Raw genomic sequence first — 14,853 nt, 5'->3', positions numbered from 1 at the left:
TTTTCATTAATCAATAACTTTATGAGACATATTGTAGACATCGAGACCTGGGAGCGCCGGGACAATTACAATTTCTTCCGGGGCTTTGTAAATTCCTGGTATTCCATTACCACAGAGATTGATTGTACCGAAGCCAGTGCCGCAGCGAGAGCTTCGGGCCATTCCTTTTTTCTCTATTATCTGTATGCCGTAGTGCGTTCGGCGAATGAAGTTCCGGAACTTCGTTATCGTACCGACAAGAACGGACAAGTTATTTTTCATGATGAAGTGGATATCATTTCTCCGATAGCTGTTCCTGGAAAGACTTTTTATACGGTTCGGATTCCTTACCACGAAGATTTCAAACGCTTTTATGCTGAAGCGTATGAGTTGATAACCAATATCCCCGAAGATGGCAATCCTTATGGTGCCGAAGAGGAGTTGGCAAAACAGGGAGATTATGATGTAGTGCATTTAAGCGCTGTCCCCAAGATGTATTTCACTGCTACTACTTATACGCTGGCCGAAGTCGGTAATGGTTGCAGTTACCCTTTGATGACTTCCGGTAAAGCGGTAACCCGTGAGGGACGTCTGGTATTTCCTTTATCCATTTATGTGAATCATGCCTTTGTAGATGGTTCGCATCTGGCATCATTTTTTCAAAAGATAGAAGAACACCTGAAACGAATTTCACGGGAATAATTGTTATTGTCTGTTTGTTATCTGGAACTTTGTAAGTCGAAAATTTGATAATATTACATTCGTATTACAGATTTATTACAGAATCTTTCTTTAGCTTTGTATTTTCTAAGAAAATAAGTTGAAGTAAACCTTTGAGAATGATATGCTAAAGAAATATTCTGTATTGCGGGGATTTGTCGTTTTGTGTGTAGGACTGCTTGTCTTCAGTCTGCCTTCTTTGCAGGCACAGGACAGTGATTTCGTGACTTGGAACAAGATGAAAGCCCGGCACGATATATCCTCCAGAGTGGAACTTTACGGAGATGTCGAGATGCGTACCCGTGACGCATTGGATGAGATAGACCGTTGGGGCTTCGGCGTAGGTACTTCCGTTCTTCTTCTTCCGTTTCTAAAAGCTGAGGGCGGCTACGAATACCACTACCGCAACCGTGGTGAAGACGGCTGGAAATCCCGGCACCGTTATCATGCAGGTGTCTCTTTCACTCTCAAAAAACGACAATGGACGTTCACCCTACGCGAACGTTTTCAGCATACTTTCGACGGACGCGGAGCGGATGAATTCCGTCTCCGCACCCGCCTGAAAGCTGCTTATAAGGTAACTACATGGTCACCGTATATCTCTTTGGAGCAATATCACGGTCTGGGTAAAGATGAATGGTTTCATGCCTCCCGCTTCCGTGCCCGCGGTGGGGTGGAAGCTAAACTGTCGTCCTCCTGGTCGTCAGATGTTTTCTATTGCTATCAGCACGAGAGTGACTTGGACAGGCATATTCTGGGGTGGGAGTTGATTTACCGATTCTGATTGCCTTTGCTGACACTATTTCAGAGCATAGAGAGGAGCAAAAGAGATTGCGGAGATAATCAGTATCTTTATTCAGAAATGGAGATTCTTTTCTGTCGTAACGAAAAGTTGCTTTCTGCCCTAAAGTAACGTTCCCCCAGATGAAATCCCAAAAGTTGCCGGCTTGTGTGTACTCTGCCACTTCCGCATACATTTCGCCTACTTTCAGATCCGGTAACTGATGTGCAGGATTGATCAATAACCTCTTCATTTCCATCTCCTCATCCATAAAAAACCTCCCATCCATACCCCACCTTTATCAAAAATGAGTATATTTGCCCGCATCATTCTATCGTTTAACCTTAAAAACACAGTTTAAATGCAGCGTAAAGCCCCGCAAACATCTGATATTGACGATGAAACACTTTTTGCTAAAGTGGAGCGGGGAGATGTAGAGGCATTTACTGCGGTTTACAATAAATATCACAAACTGCTTTATGCATTGGCTTATCGCTATTTGATGAGTTCCGCGATGGCAGAAGACGCTGTGCAACACGTATTTACCCGTTTCTGGGAATTCCGTTCGGAGCTTCGGGTAGGCATCAGCCTGAGAAACTACCTGATAACAATGACTAAAAATCATATACTCAATGTGATACGCAATGAGAATACTGCCCTTACCAAGAATTATGAGATAGCCCAAGGCATCCCTGCTTACGAAGATACCCTTGTTGACAGTCTGGAAAAGAAAGAACTGATGTCTATCTTTTATAAAGCTGTCGATATGTTGCCACCCCAAAAGCGGGAAATCTGTCTGATGAAAGTGTGTGAAGAACTCTCCAACCAGGAGATAGCCGACCGCCTGAAACTCTCTATCAATACAATCAAAACCCATTATTCCGATGCGCTGAAATTGTTGCGCGTCCATCTGGGAAAATTGCTAATTTTTGTTACGTACCTCACCTTGTTAAGGTATTTAAGTGTCTATTTAACAGTATGAGTACAGAGAATATGAATATACCTACAGAAAAACAGATACAGGAAGTGCTGACAGGTACATCTACTCCTGAAATTGCCCGGATCGTAGCGGCTTGGTTTGCTACCGATGAGGGTGCGGCCTATCTGGCTAAAAGTATGGATCGTGATGCCGTAGAGATCAAACAGGGATTCGAAGAACTCTATGTCGATCACGAAATCCCGTCCGAAGAGATGCTTGCCCATATCCGTCGCAATATCCGGCAGAAGCGCGTCCGCAGGATTGCTTTCCGTGTGGCTGCCGTACTCATTCCGTTTGTGCTGCTGATAGGACTGTTTGTTCAGGTGAATACCCGTGTCGATCTGCTGGGCGATTCTGGTTACGAAGAAATCTATGTACCCAAAGGTGAGCGTCTGCAAATGATGTTTCAGGATGGTACGCGTGCGTATATCAATTCGGATTCGCGTTTGAAGTATCCTAAAAAGTTTGCGCTGTCCAGTCGTGAAGTCTACTTGGAAGGTGAGGCTTATTTTGTAGTCTCAAAGAATTCTCACCGACCTTTTATTGTCAATCTTAACGGTCCTGCCGTGCATGTTCTAGGAACTTCGTTCGATGTTCAGGCCTATCCGGAGAATAAGGATATCACGGTCTGTCTGGACGAAGGTCGTGTTAATCTGACACTTGCTTCAGATAAGAAATATCCGTTGAAGCCCGGTGAGAAACTTGTCTATAACAAAGAGAGTGAACATTGCACTATTATCCGGAACATGGATGCACAGATTTCTTCTTTGTGGAAAAAGAATGTGATCGCTTTTAAAGATGCCCCGTTGTCCGAGGTTATCAAGGTGCTGAATCGCTGGTATGATGTAGGCTTCAAGATAGAAGACGCGGCAGTTGGAGATGTATACTTTACGATTACGTCAGAGAATACGCTTCTCGAAAAAGTTCTTCAGGATTTGGAGAAGATTGCGCCGCTACGGTTTGAATATAAGGAGGCTGAAAAGGAAGTGATAGTCACAAGAAAAAAAGAGGATTCCCGTCTAATGCATTGATTATGCGGATTTGAGTTGTAGGCAATATATAAAAAAGCCTCTAATTACGCTTATGCTAATTTACGTTTTCAAACAAACAAAACCAGAGTTTAGTACTCTGGTTTTGTTTTTACGCAGGTCGTAACTCTACGGTTAGTCCCATAGCTGCTGCAATCCGATATAGAGTAGATACTGTTGGAACTGTAAGACCTCTCTCTATTCTTGAGATATAACCTTTGTCAGCCCCTATACGCTTGGCAAGTTCTGCCTGCGTAAGTCTTGCGTTTTTACGGGCATCCAATAGGATCTGGGCATTATACTCTTCCCATGCCTTTTCGCAGCTCTTTTCACGTTCGGGAGTCCCTTCCTTTCCCAATACTTCATCAAGCAATGCACTGACATCGTAAATGTCTTTACTGATTTCTTTTAGTTGCATAATATTCCTCCTTTAACTTTATCGCTTTCTTTATCTCGCTATCAGGCGTTTTCTGTGTCTTCTTTTTGAAGGCATTGAATAAGACAACGATAGTATTTCCATCATAAATGAAAAATACACGAAATTCTGTATTTCCATAATTAGAACGAAACTCATAAACCCCATCTCTAATGAATTTAATATAGTGATGTGGTATCTTATCCTCTGTCACAAGTAGGTCTAACGCACGCAAAATTTTTTCTTTCTCTCATATGTTCTCATGGTTGGGCGTACGTGGTTTTCTATTAAAATATTTTTATTCTATTCTCAAAGACAGCGATTTTTGCCGGTATCGGCAAGAAATAGCCGCCTTTTATCTTTTCTGCTTTCTATGAACGAAGTCTCTTTATCAAATAGAACAGTTTACATTATCCTCAGATTTCTTGCACGAATATAATAAAAGTCGTAGATTTGTACAAATCATCATAGATGATTGGACATTTATGTGCAGATACATAAAATACAAGATGACGAGCTACATTTTGGACCGCTAATGACGATTCTTTGCTTTTAAGGGTCTTTTTCCTCATTTATCGAAAAAAAATCTATTTTCTCTCACCCGCTCCAAAATCTTGTGTGTCTACTTAGTATAAAGCGAATTTTTATACTAATGTTAATCTAAAATTTAAGTTATGAAACACAAGATTTTACTTGTACTTCTTTTAGGCTTTATGACTTGTTTAACGGTCTCTGCTCAGAAAGTGACTTTGCAATTCCGGCAAGTTAAGTTAACAAAAGTCTTTGATGCCATTACGCAGCAAACCGGGCTCACTGTGGCATACAGTCGTCCTACGGTTGATCCGGACAGAATGGTTACCATTGAAGCAAAAGATGAAGATCTGTCCAATGTACTTAGTAAATTGTTCACTGGTACGAATGTGGCTTTTGAAATTGGTGAGAAGAAAATCTATCTGAAAGAGAAGAAGACTTCGGATTCTCTGCAGCAAACGAGGAAAACAAAGAAGATTTCAGGTACTGTTCTTGATGAAAAAGGCGAACCTGTAATTGGTGCCAGTATTTTAGTAGATGAAACGTCTAATGGTACGATAACTAATATAGATGGTGAATATTCTTTGACAGGTGTTCCTGAGAATTCTACTCTGACTATTTCGTATGTTGGTTATAAGACTATTAAACTGAAAGCATCCGATAAAAATCTCTCCAATATAATACTTCAGGAAGATAGTGAGTTGATTGATGAAGTCGTGGTAGTTGGTTATGGTGTGCAAAGAAAAAGGGATGTAACAGGTGCTATGACTTCCGTAGATGCAACAAAAATTGCTTCTGTACCTGTTACTTCTGCTTCTGAAGCTCTGCAAGGGCGTGCTTCCGGTGTGTTGGTTTCTCAAGATAATTGGGCACCAGGTACTTCTCCATCAGTTTTAATTCGCGGTAAGCGTTCAATCAATGCAAGTAATGAACCATTGTATGTGGTTGATGGCGTTCCTATTACAGGTGGTCTTCGTGAAATTAGTCCTTCAGATATTGCATCAATGGAGGTTTTGAAAGATGCTTCTGCTACAGCTATTTATGGTTCCAGAGGTGCTAATGGGGTTGTACTGATTACGACAAAACAAGGAAAGGACGGAAAAACGCAGGTTGACTATTCCGGATACTTTGGTGTTCAGACTATGCAGAATAAACTGGATTTAATGAACGGCGCCCAATATGCCGAATATGTGCGTGAAGCTTATCGTAATACAAATAGTTCGAATAAATATCCTATGGATCACCCCGACAAAGCGGCTGATATGGCAAATCCAATGTTTAAGCAAGATGCTTATGTACTTGAATCATTGATGATGGCTTATGATGAAAATGGAAATTACGATCCGTCAAGAATACGTTCTGATAATTGGTTTGATCATGTAACGCGCGATGGTATTATAACCGATCATCAGATAAGCGTCAACGGCGGAAATGCGAAGACGAACTTTTTGGCATCTGCCACTTATAATAAGAATGAAGGTATAATGAAAGATCAAAGTTACGAACGTTATTCTATACGTTTAAACTTAAATCATGAAATTAATAAATGGTTTAAGTTTGGTCTTCAAACACAATACTCGCACTCTGTAAAGGAACGTGGCAGTGGCATGGAAAGTGATGCCTATATGTACCGTATCAGCCCTTTGGGGGCGTTGCGTAATGAAGATGGCACTCCTACGCAACTGGTTGCTTCTGATGCTCAGATGTGGAATCCTTTAATGAACCTCGAAAAAGGAGCTGTATCCGCACCAGAAAAAGTTAGCCGATATTTGGGAAGTTATTATATTGAAGTGACTTTTCCGGTAGAAGGATTAAAATTTAAGAGTAACTTAGGTCTTGACGCTCGTACCAAACAGGATTATCAGTTTTACTCTTCCAATACCAGTACCCGGCAGTTAGGTACTTCCTATGCTTACAATGGTATGAGTAAATATACGATGATGACACTTGAGAATATGCTATTCTATAACCGTGATTTTGGTAAGGATCATACTGTAGGTGTAACCCTGTTGCAATCTATTCAAGAGGATAAAACAGAATCGAATAAGATAGGTGTACAAGATATAACTTCTGATAAGCTGCTGTATAATGATTTGGCTTCTTCTTCCATTATAGATAATATCGGCAGTAATCTGACAAAATGGACTATGGCATCTTTTATGGGACGTTTGAATTATAGTTATAAAGAAAGATATCTTTTTACAGGTTCCGTACGTTATGATGGCTCTTCCCGTTTGGCAGAAGGTCATAAGTGGGTTGCTTTTCCGTCTGTGGCTTTGGCATGGCGAGTTAGTGAAGAAGCGTTTATGAAGAGGCAGAATGTAATGTCGAACTTAAAATTGAGAGCTGGTTGGGGCAAAACAGGAAATTCGGCTATAGATCCTTATATGACAAGAGGAGGACTTAGTTTGTCTAAATATGTATGGGATAATGGCGCTTCCGAAGTATTAGGATATGCACCTAGTATTATGGCTAATAGTGAATTGACTTGGGAAACAACGAAACAGTGGAATGTCGGCATTGACTTCGGTTTTTTAAATAATAGATTGAGTGGAACTGTTGATTTGTATCTTCAACATACTTCTGATCTATTATTGGAACGTCAGATACCGGTCGTTTCAGGCTTCGGAAGTGTTCTTTCCAATGTAGGAGAAACAAAGAATAAGGGTATTGAAATATCTTTATCTACCTTAAATGTGAATACAAGAGCATTCCAATGGACTACAGATGTAATGTTCTACGCTAATAAAGAATCCATTGAATCTTTGTATAATGGAAAAGTTGATGATGTGGGTAATAAATGGTTCATCGGACATCCTATAAATGTGCATTATGATTATGAAAAAATAGGAATCTGGCAGAATACTTCGGAAGACTTGGCTGAAATGTCTGAGTTCAATAAAAATGGCGCAAGCTTTAAACCGGGAGATATAAAAATATGGGATAACGGTGATAAGAAGATAACAGAAGCTGATCGAAAAATATTGGGCTCTACCAGTCCGAAGTTTATTGCAAGTATGGTCAATAACATAACCTATAAAGGTTTTGATTTTTCTATTTTCTTGTATGCCAGTGCAGGGGCCATGCTCAATAATAATATTGAATACTTAAATAAGCCGGGACGCGCCAACAGTATTATTATTGATTATTGGACTCCTGATAATCCTACTAACGCCTACCCGCGTCCAAGTGTTGATAATGCTTCACCAGCCTATGTGAAATCTCTTCAGTATGAAAAAGCCGATTTTCTTAGAGTACGGAATATAACTTTGGGATATACTTTACCGGAGAAATTATTAAAAAAAGTACATGCCCGTAAAATACGTGTATACCTTTCCGCTAATAATCCTTTTATTATTACAGGATTTTCCGGTATCGACCCTGAAGGAGCAAGAGGATATACTGCGCCAAGTGCCTCAACATGGATGGGAGGCATAAACCTTTCTTTCTAAAATTAAATGGAATTATAATCTTTAAAATTGTTGAAATATGAAAGTAAGATATATTAGTATCATGTTGATATTTACCTTCATGGTATCTGGCTGTAGTGATTGGCTGCATGAAGATGATTCTTCGAAATTGACATATGATTTTTATTCTACTGAGCAGGGAATCGATGCTGCATTAGTTGCCACTTATTCATATATGCGATGGGGGGCTGGTAATAAAGCCAGATATAATATGATGACGGAGATGGGGGTGGATTTGTTTACCGAAGCTCGTGACGGTAAAACCCGTGAATCTTTTAATCGTTATGAATCCGGGTTTATGAATCCGTCCTTGAAAGTTCTTTATGAATTTTGGGAGAACCACTATAAAGCAATTAGTACGGCTAATATTGCTATAAATCAGGTTGAAAAAAGTTCAGAACTATCCGAGTCAAAAAGAAATCTGAGTTTGGGAGAATTGCATTTCCTGCGTGCTTATTTTTATTTTGATTTGGTACAACATTTTGGTAAAATACCTTTGGAAACAGAAGGAAATTTTGAAGTGAGGACTGATTATAAGCGGGCGCCTGTAGCAGATATTTACAACCAGATTATTAGTGATTTGAGATTTGCAGAACCATTACTTCCTACGAAACCTGCAAATGGAGGGAAAGCCTCAAGAGATGCTGCTGCACACCTTCTTGCGAAAGTATATTTGACCCGTGCCAGTGCAGAAACTGATATTCGTGGCATGAAACCAACAGACTTGGACAGTTGTCTTTATTACGCAGAGAGTGTATTGCCGGAGAATGGAGGTACACACAAATTGATGAGTAACTATGCAGACTTATGGGATATGAAGAATCAGGGTAACTCAGAAGTAATTTATGCAGTGCAATTTACAAATAATCCATTGTATAATGATGACGGAAACTGGTTTCATCTTTATTGGAATGCGGCCATGTATGAGTTACAACCGGGTATGATACGTGATATTGCAAATGGACGTCCTTATGGAATGATTCGTCCGACAGATAAGACTTTACTCACTCTTTTCGACCGTAAAAATGACTCTCGTTTTTATAAGAGTTTCAAGATGGTTTTTTATGCGAACAATAAAAAGACGCTGTCTAAATGGGAAACTTTATCCTATGATGGGGAGGTTTATTTTACTCCAGATCCGGCAAAAGGTCAAAAAGAGGGAAAAAATAAAATCGAATTAGGAGATACTGCCATTTATTTCTCTGTACAAAAATGTGGTTTGCAACCGGGGACATTAGAAATGAAAAAGTATCTCGCCAATTTTAAATATGTATATATGCCCTATGAAATGCATGATATAGAAGGTCATCCCGTATTAGTTAAACATCTTGATCCTACACGACCGGATAAGAATACACAAGCTGGTGCACGGGAGTGGATACGTATGCGTTTGGGAGAAACCTATTTGATAGCGGCTGAGGCAGCAGGAAGAAAAGGAGACTATGAGTTGGCGGCTAAATATATTAATGTTGTCAGAAAACGTGCTGCATGGGCTACCGGTGAAGTGAAAGCTCCTCAATACTGGAAAGAGGAAGGTGGAGAGATGGGAAATATGGAAAGTACCTATGATTTGATAAAAGTCACCCCAGATGATCTGAAAACGGATTTCATTACTTTTATTTTAGATGAGAGAGGGCGTGAGTTATTAGGTGAAATTTATCGTTGGGAAGATTTGGTACGTTGTGGCGTTTTATATGATTGGGTTATGAAATTTAATAAAGAAGCCAAAGCGGCCGGTACAATGAAGCCTTTTCATAAACTGCGTCCTATCCCCCAGAATCATATTGACCGTTTGAAACCGGCAGGAAAGATTGAAGAAGAACAAAATGAAGGTTACTATTGATGATTTGGAAGAGTTAACTGTTATTTCATTAAGGTATTTTCTATGTAACAAATCATTTATTGATAATGGTTGTGGTTTGTTCTCTTCTAAATGAGTAAGACATAATTTACGCGAATAATATGAATTTTATTTATTCGCGTAAATTATTCACTTTTCTAATTTTATTGATCTTATAATTAGGGCTAGTATGGAAAACTTTTATTATGGCAGATTTGCTTTTGTATTGTTGTTTCTTCTGCTTTTTAATCTTGTAGTAAAGGCTAGTGAAGTGGAAGCTACGATGAGTTTACAGGAACTCTTCAATCCGTATGCCGATATGGAAAATGGAATTACAGGAACTGTAAATTCAGGGGGAAAGATAGAAGTGAAGGTTTTTGATAAATCAACCAATACGCTGGTTTATCACACTTATATTACTTCTTCTTCGACAAGTTTTGCAGGGACAGAAATTAATTATAATAGGTCTTCATTAGGGAGCGGAGCTATTTACTATCCTAATATATGGAAAAGCAAGGATATTAAGACTGCATTAGGCTCGATAGATAGAAAAAGATATGATGCTGTTACTATCAAACCATATCATTTGTTTACTAATAATATTGACTTGAAAGTCCAGATTGATGAAACAAATGCAGAAATGGCTGTTTGTAAGATCCCGGGAATAGGTTTGATAGATAGAAAAGGAGGAAATGCTTTGTTTCATCCCAATCATTATTGTCATGATTTGAGTCATGCCGCTGATTTCGTAACAAGGGCATGGACGAAAGTGAAGCAGCCAAGAATGGATAAGGGAGCAGACTTTATTATTGCTACACATCGTGGAGTATGGGGAGATAATTTGGGAGCTGGTAATCCTGAAAATTCTATAGCTGCTATTCGGGATACAAAGATATATACTGATGTGTTGGAATCTGATGTGATGAATACGCAAGATGGCGAATTAATCGTTTCTCATGATTATAATTTGAGAAGATTATCAGATTATTCAGGATCTGATGAAGACTATTTATATAATATGAATGCAAGTCAAATAAAGAATCTGCATTTGAGGAAAAGGAATATGGAAATCTCTGAATACAAATATTTGACGTTTGGAGATATGGTTGATGCATTGAAGAAATATGAACTAGTTCTTACTGTGGATATTAAAGAAATAAGGTCGAGATACGATAAAAATGGTAACTGCATTGCAGCTTGTGAATATGATGTCAAACAGCATGGAGAAGCTGCAAAACGGCTGATGACGCAAAGCTTTATGAACATTTTGAAAAAGTGCGTTGAGATTGCAGAACAAAAGAATGCTCTTCAATATCTGGCTTTTAAGGTTAATTACTCTTATGCAGAGATAAGCCAATATTTGACAGAAGAACAAATGTCAAAAACAATGTTTATGCCTGTTATTCATCCGGATAGGGAGAATTATCTGGATTTTATTGATACATGGATTCGTAGGGCAAAGACTGAACTGGTGGCATGGCAGACAAATTTCAGAAAAGCGGGGGATCCTTATTTAACTCGGTTTACCCGATATGGAGTATCGTATGAAAATTTACTTCATTATGTATACGAAAACAGCGGGTTAAGACCTGGCATTTATCCGGAAGAACCAGCGGGACAACGCGGGGTAGCAGGAAGATATGGAGAGTTTAGAATGAAGGATTCCAGAGATGATATGAGAGGCGATCATTATTTTTTAATGAATATCCCTTATGGAAAAATAATGGTACTTACTACTGATAGACCGGATGTGTGTAAGGCCGTCAATGATTTATTTAATAATATGCCTCAATAAAGCGACATCAATATGAAAATAATTAAATATGTTGAATCAATGATAGTTCTTCTGTTATTTGAAGGATTATTTATTTCTTCTGTTTTTTCTCAGGATAAACATAGTTATATTACAAAATTGGGTACTAATTTATTTTATAGAGAGGTGCATGATGCTAATAGAACAGTTTTAGGTATGAATGAGATTCGATCTGTAACAGAAGGAATGGATGGGTTGACAGTGACTTTTTATTTCACTGCAAATTTAAGTCAGGTAACTAAGCCTTTGAAGTTATTGTCATTTACTAATAGTACGGAAAATAATTCTTATGTGGATTTATTTTATAATGCAGGCACTTTTACTGTTCGCCGGAAATATAATCCGGGTTCGGAGTATTATTATGATTATCATTTATATGACCCAATGTTTACAATTGATTCCGGTGCTGTAATGTGGGAAGTTCATCTCTTCTTTACAGGGTTTTCTTTTTGGATAGAGACGCGTGATACCCGCAAATCGGTTAATAATAGGTGGCATGCACCTCTTTTTATTGGAATTGATTCTCCCCGCTTCCATATAATGAATGGCTTTCTTACTCGTTCTCCACTGGCAAAGTTGGTTTTTGGTGATCCAAATCCTTCAACAACATTTACGATGCCAGAGGAAATAGGTATTTATGAGTTTAAGTATTCTGAATTACGTTCGACATTGAATAATGAATTTAGTAAGGATAATTAAAAGAGGTGCTTATGAGAAATATAATATTAATGATGACTTTGTGCTTTTCGTCTTGTTTATGTGCTCAGGAGATTCCATTACCGCAAAAATGTTTTCCTCTGAACGGAACTGATTCAGAAGATATTATGTCTGGTCAGACTGCGGATATTCATGGAGCTGTTCATGCACTTGCCGATAGGGTTGGGACAAATGGAAAAGCCATATCTTTTGATAAAGAAGATAGTTATTTGTCTTTTCCTCTTGTTACGTCTGGTGAACAGGGACAAAGGGAGCTGACTTTGACCTACTGGTTATATGTTGGTCAAGACTCCATTTCTCAGGCTTTTTGGACAAAAGATCAAGATGGAAATTTGTTGTTTGGAATGAAAAGAAAAGGTGTACGGGCTGTGTTGGATATTTATCACACGGATAATCAGAAGAATGTATTACCGGATCAGCAATGGATGTGGGATGATTCGAATTTTAATGAAGGAAAGGGATGGTATTTTGTGGCACTCACTTATTCTGACGATGGCACTCACTTTTATTTAGTTACGCCTAAAGGAAAAATGACGGAATGTTATTCTGCTTTTATACCGGACTGGAATTTGTTTACATCAATGTGTATTGGGGCGGTAGATCATATTCCCAGTACTGGAATAGATGATTTCAAAATTTATGATACTGCATTATCTGGTGAGCAAGTTTCAATATTATATCAATTCGAATCACAGTTCAGTATGGGAAGTGAATCATTGTTTAATGTAGAAACAGGCATTCCTCTTTATTCTTCTACCTGGTATTTTCATTGCGTAGGATTTCAAGGGGCATTACAGCATACTTTGCAAAATCAAAGTGATTTGTCTTTTCTTAGTGCAGATGCCGGATATGCTTTGTCAATGACATCTGATGTGGAATCTGATAATCAGAAGTGGTCTATTTATCCAATGAAAGATACGGCGAAAGGGAGATTGTACACTATTATCAATATTGCGACTGGGATGAGTTTGTCAGATACACGTGAAGGAGTGTTTCAGCAAGTGCCGGATAATGCTGATTCTCAAAGATGGTGTATTGGGCAATGGGAAGGTAAAAAGCAGATAAAAAGTGATATAGGAGAAAGCCACGATATTCCCCTTTTATTTGAAGAAATCTATTTTGATAAAGGTGCAGGAGTCATTCGAGTTCACATTCGTTTTCCTGAAGGGGAAAATGTTAGGATTCGTCTGACCGATTCTCAGGGAATGTTGTTGAAGGAATTACTTTTTAGTAATGTACAACTCTTGGAACGAGATATCCGATTACAAATTAATGGTGTATGTTTGGTTATTGTTGAATCGGATAATTATCGGATAAATAAAAAAGTTTTTGTTAATAGTTAAAGATAGGTGATATGAAAAAAGTTATTTTGATACTTACTGTTTTAATGTGTGGTTTTAATATTCATGCACAGTCTATATATAGAATGTATTCCAACGGATCAGGCGCTGGTGAGTATATTGATAATCTTAGAAATGCGCCATTGGCGCCTGACGATGTGTGGGGGATTCGTTTTAGTGCGGGAAGTATAACCAGAGGATTTATAAATAATTCGGGACAATGGGGACTTTTGAAACCAAGTAGTGCTTATCAAATATCTCCTGCAATGTTTAATAATATTCTAAAAACAATTAGCAATCTTACTATTGGTGTAGAGGGGTGGGTTTGCGCTGAGGGCTTTTCTGTCAGAGCCTTGGATCCTTCAAATAGTAATACTTTGGATTTGCTCACAACTGGTAGCAAATCTACTATTACATCAAATGGCGATAGTGAAGGTTTGCATGTAAGGTCTGCCATCGGACATAAGATTTATTTGTACGATAAGGTTTATTTTGATGATAAATATTGGACAAGTCTGGGGCCTGGTCGTAATAATGACCCAACTATAAATAATGCTAATAATAATAAGATGATGCGTATTGGGAGTAACGGAGGTTTGGGCTTTTGGGGAACTGCAGGTGTTGAAGCAAATGATAATCCACAACTTGCAGTAAAAGCTAATGAGGTGAGTACTACTGTTCCGATGTCTCTACTTTTTGATAATCATGTTAATTTGTTTTTAGGATATGCGGTGAATCATGATGATGGGTGGATAGGCACATACTCGAATCATGGGCTTCATCTTGGAACAAATAATGGTTCTGCATTATTTATTAGTGCTGATCGTAACCTGTATGTGGATTTGTCACACGATGATGTGTCAAAAATTCGTGCGGAATTAAAAAATAAGTATCGATTATTTGTAAAAAAGGGTATTCTCTCCGAAGATTACGCTATTGCTCCTAACTCCTCTTGGTCGGATTTTGTTTTCAGCAAAGACTATAGTCTGCCAACTATCTATGAGGTGGCTGATTTTATACAAGATAATAATCATTTATCCGATGTTCCTTCTGCAGAGCAAGTTGCTGAGGAAGGTTACTCTCAACATGATATGAATAAGATACTTCTGCAAAAAATCGAAGAACTAACTCTTTATACTATTCGGCAGCAGAAAGAAATAGATTCGTTAAAAGCACAATTGCAGGAATCAAAAAAGTAGTGAGTAGATGATTTATATCTGTAGAAAAATAGAATGTTGTT

Annotated in this window: 12 protein-coding genes and 1 pseudogene; 10 read left to right on the top strand and 3 right to left on the bottom strand. The window is 38.4% G+C overall.

Annotated features, from left to right (window positions below; genetic code table 11):
* Positions 1-21 precede the first annotated feature (21 nt).
* Together BWI44_RS21790 and BWI44_RS21785 are read left to right on the top strand one after the other, a co-directional pair.
* On the top strand, positions 22-681 hold the full coding sequence (locus tag BWI44_RS21790; protein ID WP_195208175.1) for a chloramphenicol acetyltransferase: 660 nt from the start codon (positions 22-24) through the stop codon (positions 679-681).
* 142 nt (positions 682-823) lie between these two features.
* Positions 824-1,483 (top strand): DUF2490 domain-containing protein, encoded by a 660-nt coding sequence (locus tag BWI44_RS21785; RefSeq protein WP_007664125.1) that lies wholly within the window; start codon positions 824-826, stop codon positions 1,481-1,483.
* 75 nt (positions 1,484-1,558) lie between these two features.
* Here BWI44_RS21785 and BWI44_RS22415 read toward each other — a convergent pair.
* Positions 1,559-1,721: pseudogene (locus tag BWI44_RS22415) on the bottom strand (DUF418 domain-containing protein); the annotation flags it as partial.
* Positions 1,722-1,841: 120 nt separating this feature from the next.
* Here BWI44_RS22415 and BWI44_RS21780 point away from each other — a divergent pair.
* Together BWI44_RS21780 and BWI44_RS21775 are read left to right on the top strand one after the other, a co-directional pair.
* Entirely contained in the window at positions 1,842-2,462 is a 621-nt protein-coding gene (locus BWI44_RS21780) for an RNA polymerase sigma factor (RefSeq protein WP_286816409.1), read from the top strand.
* An 11-nt stretch (positions 2,463-2,473) separates the two neighbouring features.
* The gene (locus tag BWI44_RS21775; RefSeq protein ID WP_502688843.1) at positions 2,474-3,490 is read left to right on the top strand and encodes a FecR family protein; all 1,017 of its coding nucleotides are present in this window, start codon (positions 2,474-2,476) and stop codon (positions 3,488-3,490) included.
* A gap of 109 nt (positions 3,491-3,599) precedes the next feature.
* On the opposite strand, the gene BWI44_RS21770 is transcribed toward BWI44_RS21775, so the two are convergent.
* Positions 3,600-3,905 carry a helix-turn-helix domain-containing protein gene (locus BWI44_RS21770; RefSeq protein WP_007664115.1) on the bottom strand — a complete coding sequence of 102 codons (306 nt, stop codon included), beginning with the start codon at positions 3,903-3,905 and terminating at the stop codon, positions 3,600-3,602.
* On the bottom strand, positions 3,883-4,137 hold the full coding sequence (locus tag BWI44_RS21765; RefSeq protein ID WP_007664113.1) for a type II toxin-antitoxin system RelE/ParE family toxin: 255 nt from the start codon (positions 4,135-4,137) through the stop codon (positions 3,883-3,885). Before BWI44_RS21765 ends, BWI44_RS21770 begins: the two co-directional genes overlap by 23 nt.
* Positions 4,138-4,576: 439 nt before the next feature.
* Between BWI44_RS21765 and BWI44_RS21760 the strand changes: the two genes are divergently transcribed.
* From BWI44_RS21760 to BWI44_RS21735, 6 genes are all read left to right on the top strand, one after another.
* Positions 4,577-7,885, top strand: coding sequence for a TonB-dependent receptor (locus BWI44_RS21760; protein WP_115501644.1), 3,309 nt, complete (start codon positions 4,577-4,579; stop codon positions 7,883-7,885).
* 37 nt (positions 7,886-7,922) lie between these two features.
* On the top strand, positions 7,923-9,746 hold the full coding sequence (locus BWI44_RS21755; protein ID WP_115501645.1) for a RagB/SusD family nutrient uptake outer membrane protein: 1,824 nt from the start codon (positions 7,923-7,925) through the stop codon (positions 9,744-9,746).
* A 187-nt stretch (positions 9,747-9,933) separates the two neighbouring features.
* Positions 9,934-11,538, top strand: a complete 1,605-nt coding sequence (locus BWI44_RS21750) for a glycerophosphodiester phosphodiesterase family protein (RefSeq protein WP_115501646.1) — start codon at positions 9,934-9,936, stop codon at positions 11,536-11,538.
* 12 nt (positions 11,539-11,550) lie between these two features.
* Complete coding sequence (locus BWI44_RS21745) at positions 11,551-12,255, top strand: hypothetical protein (protein WP_021968164.1); 705 nt, start codon at positions 11,551-11,553, stop codon at positions 12,253-12,255.
* 11 nt (positions 12,256-12,266) lie between these two features.
* Complete coding sequence (locus BWI44_RS21740) at positions 12,267-13,616, top strand: LamG-like jellyroll fold domain-containing protein (protein ID WP_286816403.1); 1,350 nt, start codon at positions 12,267-12,269, stop codon at positions 13,614-13,616.
* Between the two features lie 11 nt (positions 13,617-13,627).
* Positions 13,628-14,812: a hypothetical protein gene (locus BWI44_RS21735; RefSeq protein WP_007664101.1), complete on the top strand. Its 1,185-nt coding sequence runs from the start codon at positions 13,628-13,630 to the stop codon at positions 14,810-14,812.
* Positions 14,813-14,853 lie beyond the last annotated feature (41 nt).

The sequence above is a fragment of the Bacteroides sp. Phil13 genome, from assembly GCF_001940965.1.
Lineage (GTDB): Bacteria > Bacteroidota > Bacteroidia > Bacteroidales > Bacteroidaceae > Bacteroides > Bacteroides intestinalis.
The sequence above is the reverse complement of the archived record's forward strand: the minus strand, read 5'-3'. Positions and strand labels throughout refer to the sequence as shown.

Excerpts from the sequence above, each read along its gene's own strand:
- BWI44_RS21790 (WP_195208175.1), top strand. The coding sequence starts at position 22 with ATGAGACATATTGTAGACATCGAGACCTGGGAGCGCCGGGACAATTAC.
- BWI44_RS21785 (WP_007664125.1), top strand. The coding sequence starts at position 824 with ATGCTAAAGAAATATTCTGTATTGCGGGGATTTGTCGTTTTGTGTGTA.
- BWI44_RS21780 (WP_286816409.1), top strand. The coding sequence starts at position 1,842 with ATGCAGCGTAAAGCCCCGCAAACATCTGATATTGACGATGAAACACTT.
- BWI44_RS21775 (WP_502688843.1), top strand. The coding sequence starts at position 2,474 with ATGAATATACCTACAGAAAAACAGATACAGGAAGTGCTGACAGGTACA.
- BWI44_RS21770 (WP_007664115.1), bottom strand. The coding sequence starts at position 3,905 with ATGCAACTAAAAGAAATCAGTAAAGACATTTACGATGTCAGTGCATTG.
- BWI44_RS21760 (WP_115501644.1), top strand. The coding sequence starts at position 4,577 with ATGAAACACAAGATTTTACTTGTACTTCTTTTAGGCTTTATGACTTGT.
- BWI44_RS21755 (WP_115501645.1), top strand. The coding sequence starts at position 7,923 with ATGAAAGTAAGATATATTAGTATCATGTTGATATTTACCTTCATGGTA.
- BWI44_RS21750 (WP_115501646.1), top strand. The coding sequence starts at position 9,934 with ATGGAAAACTTTTATTATGGCAGATTTGCTTTTGTATTGTTGTTTCTT.
- BWI44_RS21745 (WP_021968164.1), top strand. The coding sequence starts at position 11,551 with ATGAAAATAATTAAATATGTTGAATCAATGATAGTTCTTCTGTTATTT.
- BWI44_RS21740 (WP_286816403.1), top strand. The coding sequence starts at position 12,267 with ATGAGAAATATAATATTAATGATGACTTTGTGCTTTTCGTCTTGTTTA.
- BWI44_RS21735 (WP_007664101.1), top strand. The coding sequence starts at position 13,628 with ATGAAAAAAGTTATTTTGATACTTACTGTTTTAATGTGTGGTTTTAAT.